Below are 20,065 nucleotides of genomic sequence, written 5' to 3'. Positions count from 1 at the left end.
GCGCGTGGGCTCAGGAGCGGTTCGCCGCCCGGCCCACCCTACAACGGCCGGCTTTGGTAGGGTGGACTCCCGAGTCCACGCTGTCGTACTTTAATGCCCCGCCGTCAAAAACAGCACGATAATCACACCGAGCCCGATCAACAACACCTGCGGCACCGATTCCTTCACCGTCGCCCTCCTCTGCATCTGCGGCATCAAATCGCTCACCGCGATATAAATGAAGCCGGACGATGCGAACACCAGCACGTAGGGAATCAGGCCGCTGGCCTGGTCGAGCGTGTAATACCCGAGCAGTCCTCCCGCCACCGACAGCAGGCTGCACAGCAGGTTGAAGACATACGCGCGCAGGCGCGAAAAGCCGGCATTGAGCAGCACGATGAAGTCGCCGATCTCGGTCGGGATTTCGTGGGCGACGATGGCCAGCGCGGTGACGATGCCCAGTTCCGGGTTGGCCAGAAAGGCCGCCGCGATCAGGATGCCGTCGACGAAGTTGTGCATGCCGTCGCCGACCAGGATCATCCAGCCCGACTTGCCGGCTTCGCGCGCATCGTGGCCGTGGCCGTGATGGTGGCCGTCGCCCTCGTGGTGGTGCGAGTGGCGCAGCAGCGCCAGCTTTTCCAGCATGAAGAAGGCCAGCAGGCCGGCCAGCAGCGTGGCGAACAGTTTGTGGGCGTCGGCGCCGGACTCGAAGGCCTCGGGCAGGGCGTGCAGCAGCGTGGTCGAGAGCATGATGCCGACCGACAGGCTCACCAGGCGCTCCACCATTTTGGAGAGCATCGTGAACGAAAACAGGGCCGCGGCTGAGATGCTGACGACGCCGGCGATCAGGGTCGCCAGCAGGATGGAGATGAGAATGGGGTCGATGTGAAGCCTCTTGTTCTTGTCGGGCAGTGCGTGGCAAGCCGGGCATTGTACAGCCCCCGGCTCCCACTGGTGCTACTCAAACTCGCTCAACCGGTATCAAGCGACGCCGTGGCGCCGGAACCAGTCGAGCGCGCGCTTCCAGCCGTCTTTGGCGTCAAGCTCGTTGAAGCTCGGCCGGTAATCGGCATGGAAGGCGTGGCCCGAATTCGGATACACCACGAATTCGGACTTGCTGTTGCCCTTGGCCAGCGCCGCCTTCATGCGCTCCACCGATTCGAGCGGAATGCCGGTGTCCTTGGCGCCGTACAGGCCGAGTACCGGCGCCTTCAGGTTCTGGGCGATGTCGATCGGGTGTTTCGGCGAATTGGCGCTGGCCTCGCCGACCAGGCGGCCGTACCAGGCGACGCCGGCCTTGACCTTCGGATTGTGGGCGGCATACAGCCAGGTGATGCGCCCGCCCCAGCAGAAACCCGTGATACCCAGTTTTTCGGTGTCGCCGCCGCGCTGCCTGGCCCAGTTGACGACGGTGTCGAGGTCCGACATGACTTGCGCATCGGGCGTTTGCGAGACGATGTTCTTCATCAGGTCGGCGATGTTCGGCGCCTTGCTGGCGTCGCCCGCGCGCACGAACAGGTCCGGCGCCACGGCCAGGTAACCCTGCTTGGCGAAGCGGCGCGCCACGTCCTTGATGTGCTCATGGACGCCGAAGATTTCGGAAATAACGAGGATGACGGGCGGATTGCTCTTGCCCTCGGGCTGAGCCCGATACACCGGGACGTCCTGGCCGTTGATGACGATGATGTGGTCGCCGGCGGACAAGCCGGCGGTGTCGGTCTTGACCAGGGTTTGCGCCTCGACCGGCAGGACCGCTGCCGCAAAACCGGCGCCCACGGCCCCTTTCAGGAAGACACGGCGATCGACGCCGTCCTGGAACGTGCTGGCGGCGCTCAAGCTCGCGCCGTCTTCTACGAGATCCTTCATACCCATCCCCTCCGGTCCTTGGTTGTCAGATGGCTATCTTAACAGCGACTCGGCCGGGGCTGCGCATGAAGGAAAATCACATGCTTACGGCGTCAGCGTCAGGTTCACGCCGGTGGCGTTGGTGGTGGCGATGCTGACCGCGTCCACGCCCTTGGTCGCGTAACCCGTCGCCGACGCTTCGACACGATAGGTGCCGCCGGTGACGTTGGCCGCCGGTGCAAAGGCCAATGGAAGGCTGGCGCTGTAGACGGCGTACTGGGGCGCCGCCAGCGGCAGGTTGGCGATGGTGTAGGCGCCGCTGGCCAGGTCCGCGCCCTGGTAGCGGATGGTGACCGCCTGGCCGGCCGCAAAGCTTTGCCTGGCCGCGACATAGGCCGCTTCCGTCGTGCTCGGCGGCGTCATCGTGACCGTGCCGGCAATCGATCCCATGGCGCTCGGCGCCAGCAACAGCGGTGCGGCCGCGGTGCTGATCGCGGTGTTGCTGCTGGTGCTGGCGACCGGGACCGCGCCCACTACCGTGGCTCCGCTGTCGGTGGCCGTGACGACGACTTCGTAGTTACCCGGCGCCAGGCGCGAGAGCAGGAATTCGCCCGTGGTCGGGTTCGGCGTGGTGGCGCTGACGATGTTGCCGTTTTGCTGGGCCGATACCGTCACGCTCTTGCCGAGCACTGCCGGGCTGACAAAGCCCGAGATGCCGTTGATCGCGCTCGGCAGCATTTTCACGACCGGCTTCAGGGCGTAGGCGCCCTTGCCGCGGGTAATCACCGATTTGCAGGCGTCGAAGTCGATCACGACGTCGGCGCGCTGCCCGGCCTGGACCGTAAACGAACCCACCAGCTTGATGCCGCTTTGCGCCGCGCTCGGGGTTTCCAATGCCTGTTCGGTCTTGCTGCCGCTTGGCAGCACCGTGTTGGCGGTGCCGCTGGCATTGCCGTCCAGGACCAGGCGCAGCTGGTTGTACTGCCCGGCCTCGAGCGAAGTCTGGCCGAGGTTTTCCAGCACGCCATTGGTCAGGTTCAGCAGGTTGATCTTTTTTGGGGTGGCCAGCGTGATGTCGGTCCAGCCGCCCTCGGTCTCGCTCGCAGCGGCGCTCTTGTTCACGCGCACCTTGGTAACCGTGACGTTGACCGCGTCGAAGCCGCAAGCCGGTGCATCGGTCAGGCCGACGCTCAGCGTTCCCATGGTCGAGACCGGTGCGTTTGGCGTGGCTGGGGCAGAGTCGCCCCCGCCGCCACCGCAGGCTGCCAGAGTGGCTGCAGCAATCAGGCTGCCGATCAGGAAAGAAGGACGGTTCAGGGTGGAATGCATGAAAAACCTTTCAAAAGTGGCTCGCCGAAGAGGCGTTGAAAGGATCCTAACATTCCACGTGGCAACTATTGTGTGAAATCGTGTGCGCTGAAACGTTTCATTACAACTGAAACATTTGACGGTTGGCTTTGCGCAACTTCTTAGTGCGCCTCTTCCCAATTACTGCCCACGCCCGTCTCGGCCACCAGCGGCACCTTCAAATCGGCCACGCCGGCCATCAGTTCCGGCAGCTTCGCTTTTACGATCTCCAGTTCGGCTTCGGGCACTTCCAGCACCAATTCATCGTGCACCTGCATGACCATGCGCGTGGCCAGCTTTTCGGACTCCAGCCAGCCCTGCACCGCGATCATCGCCAGCTTGATCAAATCCGCCGCCGTGCCCTGCATCGGCGCGTTGATCGCTGCCCGTTCGGCGCCGGCGCGGCGCGGGCCGTTCGGGGAATTGATTTCGGGGAGCCACAGGCGGCGGCCGAACACGGTTTCGACATAGCCGCGCGCCTTGGCGGCGGCGCGGGTTTCGTCCATGTACTGCTTCACGCCCGAGAAGCGCGCGAAATAACGGTCGATGTAGCTGGCCGCCGCCGCGCGCTCGATGCCTAGGCGCGCAGCGAGACCAAAGGCGCTCATGCCGTAGATCAGGCCAAAATTGATCGCCTTGGCATAGCTGCGCTGCTGGTTTTCCACTTCGTCGAGGGCCACGCCGAACACTTCGGCGGCGGTCGCGCGGTGGATGTCCTCGCCTTCGGCAAAGGCGCGCAACATCGCTTCGTCGCCCGAGATATGGGCCATGATGCGCAGCTCGATCTGCGAGTAGTCGGCCGAGACGATCAGGTTGCCTGGCGCGGCGATAAAGGCTTCGCGGATGCGGCGTCCTTCGCTGGTCCGCACCGGGATGTTCTGCAGGTTCGGGTCGTTCGATGCCAGGCGCCCGGTGATGGCGACCGCCTGGGCATAATTCGTGTGCACACGGCCGGTGTTCTGGTTGACCATGGTCGGCAGCTTGTCGGTATAGGTCGACTTCAGCTTGGCGAGACCCCGGTGTTCGAGCAGGACTTTCGGCAGCGGGAAGTCCTCGGCCAGCTTTTGCAGCACTTCCTCGTCGGTCGAAGGGGCGCCGGTCGCGGTCTTCTTGATGACCGGCAGGCCCAGTTTGCCGAAGAAGATCTCGCCGATCTGCTTGGGCGAGCCGAGGTTGAAGGGACCGCCGGCCAGTTCATAGGCTTGCGCCTCGAGCTGCATCAGGCGCGCGCCGATTTCGCGCGATTGCACGCCCAGCTTTTCGGCGTCGATCAGCACGCCGTTGCGTTCGATCTTCTGCAGCACGATCTGGGTCGGCAGCTCGATCTTTTCGTAGATATAGGTCAGGCCCGCATCTTCCCGCACGTGCGGCAGCATCGTCTGGTGCAGGCGCAGCGTGATGTCGGAATCCTCGGCCGCGTATTCGGTGGCGCGATTGAGCTCCACCTGGTCGAAGCAGATCATGTTGGCGCCCTTGCCGCAGACGTCGACAAAAGGAATGGTCGTGTAGCCGAGGTGGCGCATCGCCATCGTGTCCATGTCGTGCGGCTTGTGCGACTCGAACACGTAGGACTGCAGCAGCGTGTCGTGGACGATGCCCTGTAAAGTCACGCCATGGTTGTTAAAGATGTGCATGTCGTACTTCAGGTTCTGGCCGAGCTTGGGTTTGCCTGGATTCTCCAGCCATGGGCGCATGCGCTCCAGTACCTCTTCGCGCGGCAGCTGTTCCGGCACGCCGGCGTAGCGGTGCGCCACCGGAATGTAGGCGCCCTTGCCCGCCTCGACCGACAGCGAAATGCCGACCATCTGCGCCGTCATCGGGTCGAGCGAGGTGGTTTCGGTATCGACCGAGCTCAGTTCGGCGGTGTCAAGCAGCGCCAGCCATCGGTCGAGCTGCTCCCAGGTCGTGACCAGCTCGTATTCGCCCTTGATGATCGGCATGCCCGGCAGCGTGTCCTGAGTGCCCTGTTTTCCTTCCGGGGAATTCATGGCGGGCACGCCGGCGCCGTTGCCCTGCCCCAGCTCGCGCAGCATGGTCTTGAAACCATAGCGCTGGAAGAAGTCGCGCAGCGCCTCCTTGTCTTCCGGGCGGCCGACCAGGCTTTCTTCGATCGACACCAGGTGGTTCACCAGATCGCAGTCGGTTTTCACGGTGATCAACTGGCGGCCCTGCGGCAGCCACTCGAGCGCGCTGCGCAGGTTTTCGCCGACTGCCCCGCCGATGCTGTGGGCGTTCTCGATCACGCCGTCAAGCGAGCCGTGCAGCGCCAGCCATTTCAGGGCCGTCTTCGGGCCGCATTTGCTCACGCCGGGCACGTTGTCGACCGTGTCGCCGATCAGGGTCAGGTAATCGATGATGCGGTTCGGCGCCACGCCGAACTTGGCCAGCACGCCGGCTTCATCGAGCTTTTCGTTGCTCATCGTATTGATCAGCATGACCTTGTCGTTGACCAACTGCGCCAGGTCCTTGTCGCCAGTGGAAACGATGGTGTTCATGCCCTTGCCCGCCGCCTGCACGGCCAGCGTGCCGATCACGTCGTCCGCTTCCACGCCCTCGACCATCAGGATCGGCCAGCCCATCAGCCGCACGACTTCGTGGATCGGCTCGATCTGCTTGGCAAGGTCGGTCGGCATCGAGGTGCGCGTGGCCTTGTACTCGGCGTACATGTCGTCGCGGAAGGTTTTACCTTTCGCGTCGAACACGCAGGCAATATATGCCGCCGGATAGTCGGCGCGCAGGCGGCGCAGCATGTTGACCATGCCGTGCATCGCTCCGGTCGGGTGGCCGTCCGGACCGCGCAGGTCGGGCAGCGCATGGAAGGCGCGGTACAGGTAGCTGGAACCGTCAACGAGCAGCAGGGTATTTTGCATGGGAATAGGAGCTAGAGCCGGCGGCGCGCCAAGGCGGCGCGCCTAGTGAGAAGCATTATCGCAGAATCCGGCATGGTGAAAGCGCAACAGTGGCGTTGCGCAAGAGTCCGGCTATATTCAGCTCGGTACACTTTTCACAGGGAACGGTGTCGGTTTGTTACAATGGTCCAAACGATACAAGGTGACCATCATGCCGCGCACACTTCCCCGCTTGACCCTCTCGCTCGCCCTGTTTGCATGCGCCGGCGGCGCGGGCGCGCAAACGGCTGCCCAGGCTCCCGCCCAGCCCCCGGCCCGGCCTCCGGTCACCGAACCGATCGAGGCCGGCAGCGACGAGCCGGCTACGCCGATCGAACCGCGCCGCGGCACCCGGATCATGGAAAAGCGCAACAACGGCCAGGTCACCGAGATTGAAGTGCAAGCCGGCAAGAGCCGCTACATGATGCGTCCGAACCAGCCTGCCGGCAACGCGCAGGCGGGAGATGGCCAGAGCAGCGCGTTCCGCGCGCCGCAGTGGCAGGTCATGGAATTCGACCTGAACGCCAAGCGCAAGGCGGCAGCGGAGGCCGCGGCGGCTGCCGCAGCCGCTGCAGGGACGGCCCCCGCAACTGCCCCGTCGTCTGCCCCGGCTGCAGCCAGGCCGGCTGCCGCTGCCAGCAAGCTTCCTCCGGCAACGGTCCCGATGCTGCGCCCGGCCGACGTGCCGCCACCGCCGCCGCCGGCCACCCGGTAATCCCCAAGCACGCCTTGCCGAGCTGGCGCCTTGCGCCGGCCGGCCAGCTTCCCTACTTCTCGCCGACCTTCCTCGTTACTCGCACAATGGCAGTTTTTACCGCGGTCACGCTCGATGACCTCACCCAGTGGATGGAACAGTTTCCGCTCGGCCGCCCACTGGCCCTCCAGGGCATTGCTTCGGGAATCGAAAACAGCAATTTCTTCCTGAGCAGCGAGCGCGGCGAGTATGTGCTGACGGTGTTCGAGAACCTCGGATTCGAGCAGCTTCCCTTCTACCTGCAGCTGATGCGCCACCTGGCCGAGCGCGGCATCCCGGTGCCGGCGCCGGTGGCCAACGCACGGGGAGAGCTGGTCGCCCCCTTGCAGGGCAAACCGGCAGCCATCGTCAGCAAGTTGACGGGCAGTTCGCAGATGGATCCGCAACCGGCGCACTGCCGCGAGGTCGGCGCCCTGCTGGCGCGCATGCACCTGGCCGCGCGCGACTTTCCGCTGGCCCAGCCGAACCTGCGCGGCCTCGACTGGTGGCGCGCCACGGCGCCGCGTGTGTTGCCCTACCTGGCGCCGGAGAACGCGCGCCTGTTGCAGGACGAGGTCGCCTACCAGGCGGACTTCGCCGGCACCGACACCTATGCGCGTCTGCCCAGCGGCCCGGTGCATGCCGACCTGTTCCGCAACAATGTGATGTTCGTCGGCGAACGCCTTTCCGGCTGCTTCGATTTCTATTTCGCCGGGGTCGACACCTGGCTGTTCGACCTGGCCGTGACCGTCAACGACTGGTGCATCGACCTGGCCAGCGGCCGGCTCGACGCGCCGCGCGTGCAGGCCCTGCTGGAAGCCTATGCTATGGTGCGGCCATTCACGATCGACGAAATGAACGCGTGGCAGACGATGCTGCGCGCCGCCGCACTGCGCTTCTGGCTGTCGCGCCTGTATGACCTGCACCTGCCGCGTGCCGCGGAAATGCTCACGCCGCACGATCCCACCCATTTTGAGCGCATCCTGCGCGACCGCATTGCCAACCCGGCGCCGGGCTTGGCCAACCACGAATGAATAACATGCCCGCAATTACTGGCTGGAACTGGCTGAAAGAAGGCACTGGCCTGTTCCGCAAACAACCCGCCGCGCTGACGACCCTGCTGTTTGCGAACATCCTGATTCTCCTCCTGATCAGCGCCGTGCCCGTACTCGGCTCGTTGGTGGCGCTGGTCCTGATCCCGGCATTCTCGATGGCCTTCATGAAGGGCTGCCTCATGATCGAGAACGGCGAACGGGTAACGCCCGTCGTCCTGCTCACGGGTTTCCGCAAGCCGGTATTCGTCCAGTTATGCAAGGTCGGCCTGATCTACCTGGGCGTATCCCTGCTGCTGACCATGCTGGTGCGCTTTTTCGTCGATCTCGAACTCATACAGCAGGTAGTCCAGCCGGCGGACCCGAAAAACGTGCCGCCGGTTCCCAGCTGGGAAATTGCCAAAGTGTTGATGCTGTCAGCGCTGAACGCGTGCGTGCTGATTGCGCTGTCCTTTGCCGCGCCGCTGATTTATTGGCTGAACATGAAGCCGGGCAAGGCCATCTTCTACAGCTTCTTCGCCGTGCTCAGGAGCGCGCACGTGTTCTTCGTGCTCCTGATGAGCTGGTTCGGGCTGATGATGCTGGCTTTCTTCGTGATTGCCCTGCTGACGGGCAACTCGGATATCGGCCGCGTGCTCATGATGTGGCTGGTTTTCCTGTTCACACTCTTGCTGCAATGCGCGATGTACGCGGGCTACCGGCAGATTTTCGGCAAGCCGGTCGAAGCAGGCGCCAATGCGCGGGTGAACCTGGATAAATAAGCGGTGGGGTTTTGGCAGAGTGGGCTCGCGAGCGCACCTTGCAACTACAAGCTCAACGCCCGACCCGCTCCAGCTTCGCCACCGACAAATCCAGCACCTTGATCCCCGACGGGCCGAAGTTGATCTGCGCCCGCGCGGCGCCGGCGCCGCCCTCGATGTTGATGATCACGCCCTCGCCGAACTTGGCATGCGCCACCGTTTCACCGATGCGCCAGCCGGAACTGCTGCTGCTTGATTTCTGGGTCAGCTGCTGGGCGATCTTGTTGTCGCTGCCGCCATTCCGGAAAGCCGTGTCGTCCCAGGCATTGGGCGCCTTGTTCTTGGCGAACCAGTGGCTCTGCACCCGCGGCGACAGCCATTTCAATGCTTCTTCTGGCAGCTCGTCGAAGAAACGCGACTTCATGTTGTAGCGCGTCTGGCCGTGCAGCATGCGCTGCTGGGTAAAGCTCATATACAGCCGCTTGCGCGCGCGCGTGATCGCCACATACATCAGGCGCCGTTCCTCGTCCACGCCGTCGAGCTCTCTCGCGCTGCTCTCGTGCGGGAACAGGCCTTCTTCCAGGCCGGTAATGAATACGGCGTCGAATTCAAGGCCCTTGGCCGAGTGCACCGTCATCAGCTGCATCGCGTCCTGCCCGGCCTGGGCCTGGGCGTCGCCGGCTTCCAGCGACGCATGCGACAGGAAAGCCGACAGCGGCGACATGACGGACGGCAGCGGCGCGTCCGCGTCGAGGATTTCGATGCCGTCCTGGTAGATCACCGCGTCGCCGGCCTGGGCCGCCGACGGCGGGCCCAGGTGGGCCGGGGCGAACTGCCCGAACCCTTCTTCCTGCACGAACTGGGTGGCTGCGGCCACCATCTGCTCGAGGTTTTCGATGCGGTCGGCGCCTTCTTTTTCGTTGGCGTAGTGGGTCAGCAAATTGCTGCGCTCGAGCACGACGCGCACCATTTCCGGCAGCGCCAGCTGCTGCGTCTCGAAGCGCGCGCCCTCGACCAGCTTGACGAAAGCGCCCAGCGAGCTGCCGGCCTTGCCGCTCATGTAGGGCACCGCCGCATACAGCGACACGCCATAGGTGTCGGCCGCCATTTGCAGCTGCTCGATCGAGCGCACGCCGATGCCCCGCGTCGGGAAGTTCACCACGCGCAGGAAGGCCGAATCGTTGTGCGGGTTGTCCATCAACTGCAGGTAAGCGATCGCGTGCTTGACCTCGGCGCGCTGGAAGTAGCGCAGGCCGCCGTAGACGGTATACGGAATGCCCGCCGCAAACAGGGCGTGCTCGATGACGCGGCTTTGCGCGTTCGAGCGGTACAGGATGGCGATTTCGCTGCGCGATACGCCCTCGCCCATCAGGCTTTTCGCTTCCTCGATGATCCACTGCGCTTCTTCGAGGTCGGACGACGCCTCGTAGATGCGCACCGGCTCGCCCTGGCCGGCGTCGGTGCGCAGGTTTTTGCCGAGGCGCTTCGTGTTGTTGGCGATCAGGAAGTTGGCGCTGTCGAGGATGTGGCCGTGCGAGCGGTAATTCTGCTCGAGCTTGATCAGGTTCTGCACGCGGAAGTCGCGCTCGAAAGCCTGCATGTTGCCGACATTCGCGCCGCGGAAGGCGTAGATGCTCTGGTCGTCGTCGCCGACGGCGAAGATGACGCCGCCCATGCCTTCGTTGTGGCCGGCCAGCAGTTTCAGCAGATTGTATTGCAGGTCGTTCGTATCCTGGAACTCGTCGACCAGCACGTGCTTGAAGCGCATCTGGTAATGCTGGCGCAGCGGCGTGTTGCGCGACAAGAGTTCATAGGCACGCAGCAGCAGTTCGGCAAAATCGACTACGCCCTCGCGCTGGCATTGCTGGTCGTAGAGCGCGTACAGCTCGACCATCTTGCGTTCGATCGGATCGTAGGCCTCGACCTTGTCCGCACGCAGGCCCTGGTCTTTTGCATTGTTGATGAAGTACATCAGGTTTTTGGCCGGATATTTTTCATCATCGACATTCGCGGCCTTCAGCATGCGCTTGATCATCGACAGCTGGTCTTGCGAATCGAGGATCTGGAAGGACTGCGGCAGTGCGGCATCCTTGTGGTGGGTGCGCAGCAGTCGGTTGCATAAGCCGTGGAAAGTGCCGATCCACATGCCGCGCGTATTCACGGGCAACATGGTGGACAGGCGCGTGAGCATCTCCTTCGCCGCCTTGTTGGTGAACGTTACCGCCATGATGCCGGCCGGCGACACTTGCCCGGTCTGGACCAGCCAGGCGATGCGGGTCGTCAGGACACGGGTCTTGCCCGACCCGGCGCCAGCCAGGATGAGTGCGCTTTGCGATGGCAGCGTGACGGCAGCCAGTTGTTCAGGATTGAGGTTGTGAAGGAGATTCATGCGTCCATTATACCGCCGCGATTTACTGTATGCCCATCCAGTACCGCGATGAAACTGGCTGGCGCTGAAAGAATATTCCATAAAAGCGCAATCGCTAAAATATTATTCAGCGGCAGCGCTCTTCAGCCGAACATGCTGCCCCGGGCCTACCCGAAATAATTAAAACATTTCCGTCGCTAAAAATTTCTGTAAAGACGGCATTTGGCTGCAATTTCCTTTAACTCATCGGTATCAGCACGCAACTTCTCCCGCGCGCCACCTGTTCAGAAATTCGCTTAATTTAATAACAAATACGCGAACTACTGCGTGGCCCGCCTCGACCCCACCATTTCAAGACCTCGGGTCTGTACGCGCTCCGGGTCGGGCCTTTTAGTTTGCTGCAGCGTACAGGTCTGTTTTTTGCCAAAGGAGATACACATGCTAAATCGAGTGGTTACTGTTGCCGCACTTGCAGTCGGCGGGATGATGCTGTCGAAGAAATTGAAGCAAAAAGGTAATTCGAACGGCGAGTCGTCGATCATCGAATCGATCGAAGTGAAGGTGCCGGTGCGTACTGCCTACAACCAGTTCACCCAGTTCGAAGACTTCCCGCAGTTCATGAAGAGCGTGAAGGAAATTCGCCAGCTCGACGACAAGCGCCTGCACTGGAAAGCAAATGTTGCTGGTGAAGACAAGGAATGGGATGCGGAAATCACCGAGCAGATCCCGGACAAGCGCATTGCCTGGCACAGCACCAGCGGTGTGCACAATGCCGGCGTGGTGACCTTCCACAAGATCTCGGATAACGTCACCCGCGTGACGCTGCAGATGGATTACCAGCCCGACGGCGTGCTGGAAACCATCGGCGACGCCCTGGGTGCGGTGCGCATGGAAGCGCGCGGCAATCTGTCGAATTACAAGGAAATGCTGGAATCGCGCGGCTCGGAAACGGGCGCATGGCGCGGCAAGATCAACGCGCATTAATGCGATAAGGCCGTTGACAGCAGGATCGATGCCGCCCGGGTTCACCCGGGCGGTATTTTTTCAGGGACCGCCCGATTCGTCGCCCGGCCCGTGCCCCGGCAGCCTGCCGCTTGCGCTACCATAGGAGCACACGGATCTTCTGCATGGAGGCGAAGTGATGAAAGTCGAGGAACTGTCATTCGAAACGACGGTGTCGCGCGATCCGACAGGCGTCGAGGGGCTGTATCCATGGCTCCTGATGGCCGTGGTGGGCGGTCTCAGCCTGGCTGTCATGGCGACCACAGCAGCGACCATGTGGATCGGACTTCTCATCGCACTCCTTGCCTGCGCAAGCTATGCCCGCATGTTGCGGGTCGCTCCCAAGCCCCTTCCCGACAGCCCGCCATTCCGGTATTTCTGGCTTGACCAGCATGGCGTTCACCATGTCGAGGGCGGCCCTGGCGGCAGGACCTCGCATTTTGCGTGGGACGAAATACGCAGTGCCGAAGCCTCGTCCGCGCATGATGAATTCAGGGGCCTCATCCTGCTGGTCAATCGTCCCGGCTTGCGCGGTGCTCCGCTTTACCTGCCGATGGACCGGGCCGGGGAAGCGGCGGCCGCGATCCGCTCCACTCTTTTTCCCGCGCCAGATGAATGAATGGAGGCGCTCACGCCACGGCGTTCGCCGCCATGCGGCGCTGTTCATGGCGCAGCACGAAAGTTTGCACCGCGCCGACTGCCGCCGAAGCAGCCCAGTACAGGCCCAGGCCGGCCGACAGTTTCCACAGGATGAAAGCGGTCACGAGCACCTGGACGGCTACGATCAACATGGCCGGTCCGCCTGCCGCCGACGGAAAGTAATACGCCGAGATTGCCGTGAGCAGAAGCACGATGGCCGTCAGTGCGGCGTCCGGCGTGGCCAGGCTTTTCATCCACAGGAAGGGAGAATTGCCCGCACTGGCAGTGCCGATCGCTTTATACAGCAGCCCGAATACCGGCAGCTGGACCAGTATGCCGATAAAACTCGAACGATCGATGACGTGCGCGCCGTTGGCTTTGTATAAGGCCGAAATGGCCGCGAACATTTCCGCGGGTTTGTCCGCAAGGCGCTCCTTGATGGCATCGGCCTGTGGCTGCAGGGCTTTGATTTTCTGCCCGTTGGCGAGCATCTTGCGCGACAGGTGCAGGGTCAGCGGAAGCAGCGCCAGCCGCACCGAAAGCGCCAACAGCAGGATCGCCCAGCCCATGTTCCCATCAAACAGCATTGCCAGCCAGGACATGGTGGAAGCCAGGATCTCGTTCATTTCGCGCTCTTTCGTTGATTAATAAGAATTATTTGTCATGATTCTACCCAGAGTTCCTTACTAAAAAACATGTAAATACCGATGAGTTACTTCGGTTTTTCGGAAGTAATTCGGCAAGCTTCGGCCGCAAGCCCCAGCTGAGTAAAGTCAAAGGCTGGGGACCACCTCAAGCTGACTCCCGCTTGTTAACTGCGGCGCGGGGCCGGGCGGGCTGCGCCCGTGGTCAGTGCTTCCTGGATGATGCCGCGCACGGTGCGGTCGGCGACCGCATGCTCGGCTTCCATCTGCTTGCCGAGCACTTCCATCTTTTCGCCGAGCGCCTCCATCGGCTTGCCGGCGTCTTCCATCTTCTTGCCGATGGCTTCCATCTTCTTCTGGTTCAGGCTCACCGAGGCGAGCGCCATGTCGTTGCCGAGCGCGCCCATGGCCTTGCCGTGGCGGCCCATTTCCTCGCCGTGCTTTTCCATCTCGCGGCCCAGCTTTTCGGTCGGCGCCCAGGCCTGGCGCACGCGCGACAGCAGCGCGGCGTCCTGCACGATGTAGTCCTTGCCGTCCTTGCGGAACCAGAGGAATTCGCCCTGCACGCTGCGCTGGAGTTCGCCGATATCGACATCGCTGATGCGATTGCCTACCGAGATGCCGTCACGCGAGCCGGAGCGCACCAGCGCATACGGCTCGCCGCCCTCGGAGCGGTGCATGCTGCGCACCTGTTGCACGCCATTGCCCGGAGACGCGCTCACGGCCAGCAGCGGCGCGGCGCAGGCGGCAGCGGCGGCGCTCAGCAGGAGTGCGTGTTTGATGGTGCGCGAGGTGAAAGGAAAGCGGGTGGTCTGCATGGTGTCCTCCAGGAGCCGATTGGCGATGGAGCTACTCTAGAAGAACCCGGCGCCACCCGCCCGCGCCGTGCGACAGACGGTCGCATTGGCGGAACAGGCAGCGAAAAACGATCGACTTAGTACATGACCACCGAGCGGATCGACTCGCCCGACTTCATGAGATCGAAACCCTCGTTGATGCGCTCGAGCGGCAGGCGGTGGGTGATCAGGTCGTCGATGTTGATCTTGTTTTCCATGTACCAGTCGACGATCTTCGGCACGTCGGTACGCCCGCGCGCGCCGCCGAAGGCCGAGCCCTTCCACACGCGGCCAGTGACCAGCTGGAAGGGCCGGGTCGAGATTTCCGCACCCGCTTCGGCCACGCCGATGATGATCGACTGGCCCCAGCCCTTGTGGCAGCACTCGAGCGACTGGCGCATGGTGGTGACGTTGCCGATGCACTCGAAACTGTAGTCGGCGCCGCCGTCGGTGAGCCCGACGATGCTGTCGACGACATTCCCGACCTGGCTCGGGTTGATGAAATGGGTCATGCCGAACTTGCGCGCCATGGCTTCACGCGCCGGGTTCAGGTCGACGCCGATGATCTTGTCGGCGCCGACCATCTTTGCCGCCTGGATCACGTTCAGGCCGATGCCGCCCAGGCCGAAGACGACGACATTCGCCCCCGCTTCGACCTTGGCCGTGAAGATCACCGCGCCGACGCCGGTGGTGACGCCGCAGCCGATGTAGCAGATCTTGTCGAAGGGCGCGTCCGGACGCACCTTCGCCAGCGCGATTTCCGGCACCACGATGTAGTTCGAGAAGGTGGACGTGCCCATGTAGTGGAAGATCGGCTTGCCGTCCAGCGAAAAGCGCGAGGTCGCATCCGGCATCAGGCCCCGGCCCTGGGTCGAGCGGATCGCCTGGCACAAATTCGTCTTTTGCGACAGGCAGAATTTGCACTGGCGGCATTCGGGGGTATAGAGGGGAATGACGTGGTCGTCGCGCTGCACGCTCGTCACGCCGGGGCCGACGTCGACCACCACGCCCGCGCCTTCATGGCCGAGGATAGCCGGGAAGATGCCTTCCGGATCGGCGCCCGAGAGCGTGTAGTAATCGGTATGGCAAATGCCGGTGGCCTTGATTTCGACGAGGACTTCGCCGGCCCGTGGGCCGTCGAGTTCGACTTCCTCGATCGTCAGCGGTTGACCCGCCTGCCATGCAATCGCTGCCTTGGTTTTCATGGTGCTTCCTGTCACATGAGATGGAAGGCCATCATACCAACGCGGCGGCAAGCGCGTCGTTCATGCAGGCTGCAAATTGCTGCATATGCACATGGTCAGGGGACAAAAATATAGCACCAAACAAGCAGACCGGTGCGTTTTCAATTATGCATGTGTGCAACATTGCAACACAGCCGAGCACGATTGATTTGTCAATTGCCCACGTACAGGTTTCGTGTCTACACTGGGTTCAGCCGTTCAATTACGGCACCAAGCGTTTTTCAGAAAACGTGCACGCGGTCGAAGACATCGCGGCATATCGATAAGTTTTTATACGGAGAAGTAAACATGACTCGTGCTTCAAAAAAGACTTTCAGCCTGTGCCTGGCCGCAGCCGCGGTCGGAATGCTGTGCAACGCTGCCTACGCGGCCGCTCCTGACACCACCCGTGTCATTGTCGCCTTCAAGCCGGGTGCGAAAGCGGCGATGAAATCGGTCGTTGCCGCTGCCAAGGGCTCCGTGAAGCACGAGATTTTCGGCATGAACGCCATGGCCATCGAAGTGCCGCGCGCCGCGCTGGCTGGCCTGGAAAACAACCCGAACGTTGAATACATCGAGGAAGACGCGATCCGCAAGCCATTCGCCCTGACCTCGCCATCGACCGGCACCCCATACCTGGCCGGCCAGCAAGTCCCATACGGCATCAAGCAAGTGCAGGCCGACCAGCTGAGCGACTCGCTCGCCGGTAACCGCAAGGTCTGCATCATCGACTCCGGCTACGACCGCAACCACGAAGACCTGTCGGCCAACCCTGTCACCGGCGAATACGATGCCGGCACCGGCTGGTGGTACACCGACGAGAACAGCCACGGCACCCACGTCGCCGGCACCATCGCCGCGATCAACAACAGCGGCACCGGCGTGGTCGGCGTCAACTCGAACAAGGCGCTCAAGCTGCACATCGTCAAGGTGTTCGGCGCTGCAGGCTGGGCCTACTCGTCGACCCTGGCCACCGCTGCCAACAAGTGCGGCGCAGCCGGCGCCAACGTGGTCAGCATGTCGCTCGGTGGCGGCCGCAAGAGCCTTACCGAGCAAAAAGCCTTCGACAGCCTGCAAACGAAAGGTGTCCTGAACATCGCCGCTGCCGGCAACGACGGCAACACGGTGATTTCCTACCCGGCCGGCTATGCCAGCGTGATGATGGTCGGCGCGGTCGACGAGAACAAGGCCTGGGCCACCTTCTCGCAGTACAACACCAAGGTCGAACTGGCCGGTCCTGGCGTCAGCGTCCTGTCCACCGTGCCGACCGGCACCGGCCAGGAAGCCGTCCTGACCGTCGGCGCCAGCACCTACGCTCCGGGCGCGATGGAAGGCTCGCCAGTCACGACCGCCAGCGCACCGCTGGCCGACTTCGGCATCGGCGATACCGTCAACACCGCCGTCGCCGGCAAGGTCTGCCTGATCCAGCGCGGCACGGTCGACTTCTCGGCCAAGGTCACGAACTGCCAGAACAGTGGCGGCGTCGGCGCCATCGTGTACAACAACGTGGCAGGCGCCTTCGGCGGCACGCTGGGCACCACCGTGACCTCGATCCCGTCGGTCACCGCGACCGACGCCGATGGCGCGGCCATGAAGGCGCAGCTGGGCCAGACCGCCACCGTCGGCATCAAGGCATCGAACTACGCCTACTTCGACGGCACCTCGATGGCTACCCCGCACGTGGCAGCAGTCGCCGCACTGGTGTGGAGCTACTTCCCGACCTGTACCGGCACGCAGATCCGCACTTCGCTGACCAAGAGCGCGCTCGACCTGGGCACCGTTGGCCGCGACACCAAGTACGGTTTCGGCCTGGTCCAGGCAAAAGCTGCCTACGACCGCATCAAGTCGCTCGGTTGCGGAATGTAATGCGCATCATGCTGTAAAGCGCACGCAAGTGCAGGAATCGCCCCCGCAAGCTGGCAACAGCTTGCGGGGGCTTTTTCATGCCTGTCAGGTTTCCTGGCTGGCAGGAGCAAGCAGCCGGGCCAGCCACTGCCCCATCGGTTCCGGCCGCGAATAAAAATAGCCCTGCATGAGGTGACATTCGTTCGCGATCAGGAATTCGGTCTGCTCGCGCGTTTCAACCCCCTCGGCCACCACGTTCAGGTTCAGGTGACGCGCCATCGACAGGATCATCTTGACGATGGCCGTGTCGTCGCTGTCGTGCGGCATGTCCTGGACGAAGCTCTTGTCGATCTTGAGCTCATGCAAAGGCAAACGCTTCAGGTAAGCCAGGCTCGAATAGCCGGTACCGAAATCGTCGATCGAAAAGCGGATTCCCAGCGCCGCCAGTTCATGCATGCGGCCGATGACCTCGTCCAGGTCATCGATCAGCAGGCTCTCGGTCACTTCGAAGATCAATTGAGCGGCCGGCGCGCCGGTTTTCGCCAGCACCGCCTTGACCTGGTCGACGAACCCCGGCTGACGGTATTGTCTTGGGCTGACGTTGACGGAGAGCGGCAGGTTGTAACCGACTTCCTGCAACTTTGCCAGTGCCAGGCAGCCCTGTTCGAGCACCCAGGCGCCGAGCGACAGGATCAGGCCGCTGTCCTCGGCGACCGGGATGAATACGACTGGCGACACGCTGCCGCGGTCCGGATGCCGCCAGCGCAGCAACAATTCGGCGCCTGCCGGCTGACCATCGCGGTCGACCTGGGTCTGGACATGGACACTCATTTGTTGGCGGGCAAGCGCCAGTCCGAGATCGTGCTCGAGCGCCAGCCTGAACTCCACCGCGACCTGCATCTCCTGCTCGAAAAAGGCGACATGATTGCGGCCGCCTTTCTTGGCCTGGTACATCGCCGTATCGGCCTCGCGCAGCAAGTCGTGCGCGGACTGGACGCCGCCGCGCAGCAGGGTGACGCCGATACTGGCGGTCGAACTGTAGGGCTGGCCGTCGACCTCGAAGGGGCGCGCAAACGCTTCGCACACCCTGGTTGCAGCCGCCTTCGCCATCGCGGCGCTGGCTTGCGCGTCGCGGCCGGCCGCCGTCATCAGGACCACGAATTCATCACCGCCGAGCCGGGCCAGGGTATCCCGGGCGCTCACCACGGTCGACAGCCGCTGCGCCACTACCTGCAGGAAGGCATCCCCGACGGCATGCCCGCGTGCGTCGTTGATGTTCTTGAAGTTATCGAGATCGATGAACAGCAATGCGCCGAACTGCCGGTCGCGCGTGGCCGCAGCCAGCGCCGCATCGATGCGGCTCATCAGGAAAGGCCGGTTGGGTAGGTCGGTCAGCGCATCGAAATAGGCGAGCCGGTGAATGCTTTGCTCGGCGCGCTTGCGCACCGTGACGTCGCGTTCGATCGATACCCAGTGGCTCAGCTCCCCCGTTCCACTGCGGATCGGGATCATGTCCAGCTCGACCCAGAACTGCCCGCCGCTGCGCGTGTAGTGGATCAGTTCTTCGCGAAACGGCGCTTGCGCCGTGAAGCCTGCGTCGATGCGGGCGATCGCGTCGCCCGCGGTGTCAGGGCCATGCAGCAGGGAACTTGGCCGGCCCAGCACCTCGCTGCGCGCGTAGCCGCTGATCTCCACGAACGCATCGTTGACGAACACGATCGGGGGCCAGCGGGTGACGCCCTCGCGGACACCCATGATGATGACCATGTCGGTCAGGTGCTGCACGCAGGTGCCCAACAGGACCAGCTCCGACCTGGCGTCGTCGAGCTTGTTCTGCGAGGCGCGGATGGCGTCGAGCATGCGGTTGAACTGGACGGCGAAATCGGCAATCTCGAGCGGACCGGAATAAGGCACCCTGGCATCGAGGTTGCCGGCGGCGGCCTTGCGCGCCGCTTCCTGCACAGCCGCCATCGGACGCGAGATGCGCTTGCTGACCCAGACGGCGAGGATCAGCACCAGCAGCAGGGTCAGGCCGCCAAACACCGTATTGCGCAGTGCGGCCTGGCGTGCGCTCAGCAGGACCGCATCGGAGTCGATGCCGGCCACGGCATACCAGTCGGTACCTGGAATCGGCAAGAACCCGAGCACCCGGTCGCTGCCATCGGAGGTGCCGGCACGCCCGGTACCGTCTTTTCGGGATAGAACAATCTTGACCGCTTCAATATCGCTCAGGTTCTTGCCTACCACGCCCTCGGCGCCGCGCGAGCGGGCTACCAGCACCCCCCGGCTGTCGATCACGGCAAGTACCGTCGAGGCAGGCAGTTTTTCAGCGCCCCGGATGACACGCAGCTTGGCCAGGTCGAGCGGCATCTGGACCGAAGCGGTGATGTTGCCTGCATCGTCCAACAGAGGGTATGACAGCACGGCGACCACACGCCCGGTCACCGGGCCGAGATAAGGAGGGCCGAGAGTTATTTGCTTGGTGGCAAAGACGCGCTTGTACCAGGCGGTATCGCCCACGAAGGTCGGCTTGCCGGAAGGCTGGGGTATTGCGGAGCAAACGATATACCCGCGCCGGTCGGCCTTGCTCAGGTTGGAAAACTGCGGGTACAAATCCTTGAACTGCTCGAAAATCGGGTCGCAGCGCCCTCCTGCATCGGCGCGCACGCCGGGCCGCTGGGCTATTTTCCCGATCACGAACGACGCATCCGACAGCAATCCCTGCACGTTGTCGGCCGTCAGCTGGGCAAGGCTGTAGGCCGAGCGCGCGGCCTCCTGCTCATCGGTGCGGTACTGGTTCCATACCGAGAAGGCGAGCAGGCAGGACGCGGGAAGCGTTGCCGCTGCCGTCAGGCTGTAGAGCAAGCGGCGAACCGACCAGTTCTGGTGATTGCGCACGGCGAGTCCCTGGATCAGTAGGTGTG

Annotated in this window: 15 protein-coding genes; 6 read left to right on the top strand and 9 right to left on the bottom strand. The window is 63.1% G+C overall.

Annotation, left to right across the window (positions count from 1 at the left end; genetic code table 11):
* Positions 1 to 90 precede the first annotated feature (90 nt).
* From AC56KZ_RS14785 to polA, 4 genes are all read right to left on the bottom strand, one after another.
* Entirely contained in the window at positions 91 to 777 is a 687-nt protein-coding gene (locus tag AC56KZ_RS14785; RefSeq protein WP_497162938.1) for a ZIP family metal transporter, read from the bottom strand.
* 183 nt (positions 778 to 960) lie between these two features.
* Positions 961 to 1,845 carry a dienelactone hydrolase family protein gene (locus tag AC56KZ_RS14780; protein WP_497162937.1) on the bottom strand — a complete coding sequence of 295 codons (885 nt, stop codon included), beginning with the start codon at positions 1,843 to 1,845 and terminating at the stop codon, positions 961 to 963.
* 84 nt (positions 1,846 to 1,929) lie between these two features.
* Positions 1,930 to 3,153 carry a DUF4382 domain-containing protein gene (locus AC56KZ_RS14775; RefSeq protein WP_497162936.1) on the bottom strand — a complete coding sequence of 408 codons (1,224 nt, stop codon included), beginning with the start codon at positions 3,151 to 3,153 and terminating at the stop codon, positions 1,930 to 1,932.
* A gap of 140 nt (positions 3,154 to 3,293) precedes the next feature.
* Positions 3,294 to 6,041, bottom strand: a complete 2,748-nt coding sequence (polA, locus tag AC56KZ_RS14770) for a DNA polymerase I (protein ID WP_497162935.1) — start codon at positions 6,039 to 6,041, stop codon at positions 3,294 to 3,296.
* A gap of 190 nt (positions 6,042 to 6,231) precedes the next feature.
* Here polA and AC56KZ_RS14765 point away from each other — a divergent pair, with 190 nt between their 5' ends.
* From AC56KZ_RS14765 to AC56KZ_RS14755, 3 genes are all read left to right on the top strand, one after another.
* Entirely contained in the window at positions 6,232 to 6,774 is a 543-nt protein-coding gene (locus tag AC56KZ_RS14765) for a DUF2782 domain-containing protein (protein ID WP_497162934.1), read from the top strand.
* 86 nt (positions 6,775 to 6,860) lie between these two features.
* Positions 6,861 to 7,826, top strand: a complete 966-nt coding sequence (locus AC56KZ_RS14760; protein WP_497162933.1) for a homoserine kinase — start codon at positions 6,861 to 6,863, stop codon at positions 7,824 to 7,826.
* Positions 7,827 to 7,831: 5 nt separating this feature from the next.
* The gene (locus AC56KZ_RS14755) at positions 7,832 to 8,605 is read left to right on the top strand and encodes a BPSS1780 family membrane protein (protein WP_497162932.1); all 774 of its coding nucleotides are present in this window, start codon (positions 7,832 to 7,834) and stop codon (positions 8,603 to 8,605) included.
* 52 nt (positions 8,606 to 8,657) lie between these two features.
* Here the strand turns inward: AC56KZ_RS14755 and AC56KZ_RS14750 are convergent, their stop codons facing one another.
* The gene (locus AC56KZ_RS14750) at positions 8,658 to 10,973 is read right to left on the bottom strand and encodes a UvrD-helicase domain-containing protein (protein WP_497162931.1); all 2,316 of its coding nucleotides are present in this window, start codon (positions 10,971 to 10,973) and stop codon (positions 8,658 to 8,660) included.
* A gap of 417 nt (positions 10,974 to 11,390) precedes the next feature.
* On the opposite strand from AC56KZ_RS14750, the gene AC56KZ_RS14745 reads away from it, so the two are divergent.
* Both AC56KZ_RS14745 and AC56KZ_RS14740 read left to right on the top strand, forming a co-directional pair.
* A complete protein-coding gene (locus AC56KZ_RS14745) occupies positions 11,391 to 11,936 on the top strand; it encodes an SRPBCC family protein (RefSeq protein WP_497162930.1) in 546 nt (181 codons plus the stop codon).
* Between the two features lie 157 nt (positions 11,937 to 12,093).
* Positions 12,094 to 12,573, top strand: coding sequence for a hypothetical protein (locus AC56KZ_RS14740; RefSeq protein ID WP_497162929.1), 480 nt, complete (start codon positions 12,094 to 12,096; stop codon positions 12,571 to 12,573).
* Positions 12,574 to 12,583: 10 nt separating this feature from the next.
* Here AC56KZ_RS14740 and AC56KZ_RS14735 read toward each other — a convergent pair whose 3' ends face one another.
* From AC56KZ_RS14735 to AC56KZ_RS14725, 3 genes are all read right to left on the bottom strand, one after another.
* The gene (locus AC56KZ_RS14735) at positions 12,584 to 13,219 is read right to left on the bottom strand and encodes a YidC/Oxa1 family membrane protein insertase (RefSeq protein WP_497162928.1); all 636 of its coding nucleotides are present in this window, start codon (positions 13,217 to 13,219) and stop codon (positions 12,584 to 12,586) included.
* 185 nt (positions 13,220 to 13,404) lie between these two features.
* On the bottom strand, positions 13,405 to 14,055 hold the full coding sequence (locus tag AC56KZ_RS14730) for a hypothetical protein (RefSeq protein ID WP_497162927.1): 651 nt from the start codon (positions 14,053 to 14,055) through the stop codon (positions 13,405 to 13,407).
* 116 nt (positions 14,056 to 14,171) lie between these two features.
* Positions 14,172 to 15,278: an S-(hydroxymethyl)glutathione dehydrogenase/class III alcohol dehydrogenase gene (locus AC56KZ_RS14725; protein WP_497162926.1), complete on the bottom strand. Its 1,107-nt coding sequence runs from the start codon at positions 15,276 to 15,278 to the stop codon at positions 14,172 to 14,174.
* A 327-nt stretch (positions 15,279 to 15,605) separates the two neighbouring features.
* Between AC56KZ_RS14725 and AC56KZ_RS14720 the strand changes: the two genes are divergently transcribed.
* Positions 15,606 to 17,162, top strand: a complete 1,557-nt coding sequence (locus AC56KZ_RS14720) for a S8 family serine peptidase (RefSeq protein ID WP_497162925.1) — start codon at positions 15,606 to 15,608, stop codon at positions 17,160 to 17,162.
* A gap of 84 nt (positions 17,163 to 17,246) precedes the next feature.
* On the opposite strand, the gene AC56KZ_RS14715 is transcribed toward AC56KZ_RS14720, so the two are convergent.
* Positions 17,247 to 20,039 (bottom strand): bifunctional diguanylate cyclase/phosphodiesterase, encoded by a 2,793-nt coding sequence (locus AC56KZ_RS14715; protein ID WP_497162924.1) that lies wholly within the window; start codon positions 20,037 to 20,039, stop codon positions 17,247 to 17,249.
* Positions 20,040 to 20,065 lie beyond the last annotated feature (26 nt).

The organism is Telluria sp. LT2P34, from assembly GCF_059685915.1.
Note: the sequence above shows the minus strand (reverse complement) of the source record. Positions and strands in the feature narration are given on the sequence as shown.

Coding starts and splice junctions, on each gene's coding strand:
- AC56KZ_RS14720 (WP_497162925.1), top strand. CDS start 15,606: ATGACTCGTGCTTCAAAAAAGACTTTCAGCCTGTGCCTGGCCGCAGCC.
- AC56KZ_RS14775 (WP_497162936.1), bottom strand. CDS start 3,153: ATGCATTCCACCCTGAACCGTCCTTCTTTCCTGATCGGCAGCCTGATT.
- AC56KZ_RS14740 (WP_497162929.1), top strand. CDS start 12,094: ATGAAAGTCGAGGAACTGTCATTCGAAACGACGGTGTCGCGCGATCCG.
- AC56KZ_RS14785 (WP_497162938.1), bottom strand. CDS start 777: ATGCTCTCCAAAATGGTGGAGCGCCTGGTGAGCCTGTCGGTCGGCATC.
- AC56KZ_RS14780 (WP_497162937.1), bottom strand. CDS start 1,845: ATGAAGGATCTCGTAGAAGACGGCGCGAGCTTGAGCGCCGCCAGCACG.
- AC56KZ_RS14765 (WP_497162934.1), top strand. CDS start 6,232: ATGCCGCGCACACTTCCCCGCTTGACCCTCTCGCTCGCCCTGTTTGCA.
- AC56KZ_RS14735 (WP_497162928.1), bottom strand. CDS start 13,219: ATGAACGAGATCCTGGCTTCCACCATGTCCTGGCTGGCAATGCTGTTT.
- polA (WP_497162935.1), bottom strand. CDS start 6,041: ATGCAAAATACCCTGCTGCTCGTTGACGGTTCCAGCTACCTGTACCGC.
- AC56KZ_RS14755 (WP_497162932.1), top strand. CDS start 7,832: ATGCCCGCAATTACTGGCTGGAACTGGCTGAAAGAAGGCACTGGCCTG.
- AC56KZ_RS14725 (WP_497162926.1), bottom strand. CDS start 15,278: ATGAAAACCAAGGCAGCGATTGCATGGCAGGCGGGTCAACCGCTGACG.
- AC56KZ_RS14730 (WP_497162927.1), bottom strand. CDS start 14,055: ATGCAGACCACCCGCTTTCCTTTCACCTCGCGCACCATCAAACACGCA.
- AC56KZ_RS14760 (WP_497162933.1), top strand. CDS start 6,861: ATGGCAGTTTTTACCGCGGTCACGCTCGATGACCTCACCCAGTGGATG.
- AC56KZ_RS14750 (WP_497162931.1), bottom strand. CDS start 10,973: ATGAATCTCCTTCACAACCTCAATCCTGAACAACTGGCTGCCGTCACG.
- AC56KZ_RS14745 (WP_497162930.1), top strand. CDS start 11,391: ATGCTAAATCGAGTGGTTACTGTTGCCGCACTTGCAGTCGGCGGGATG.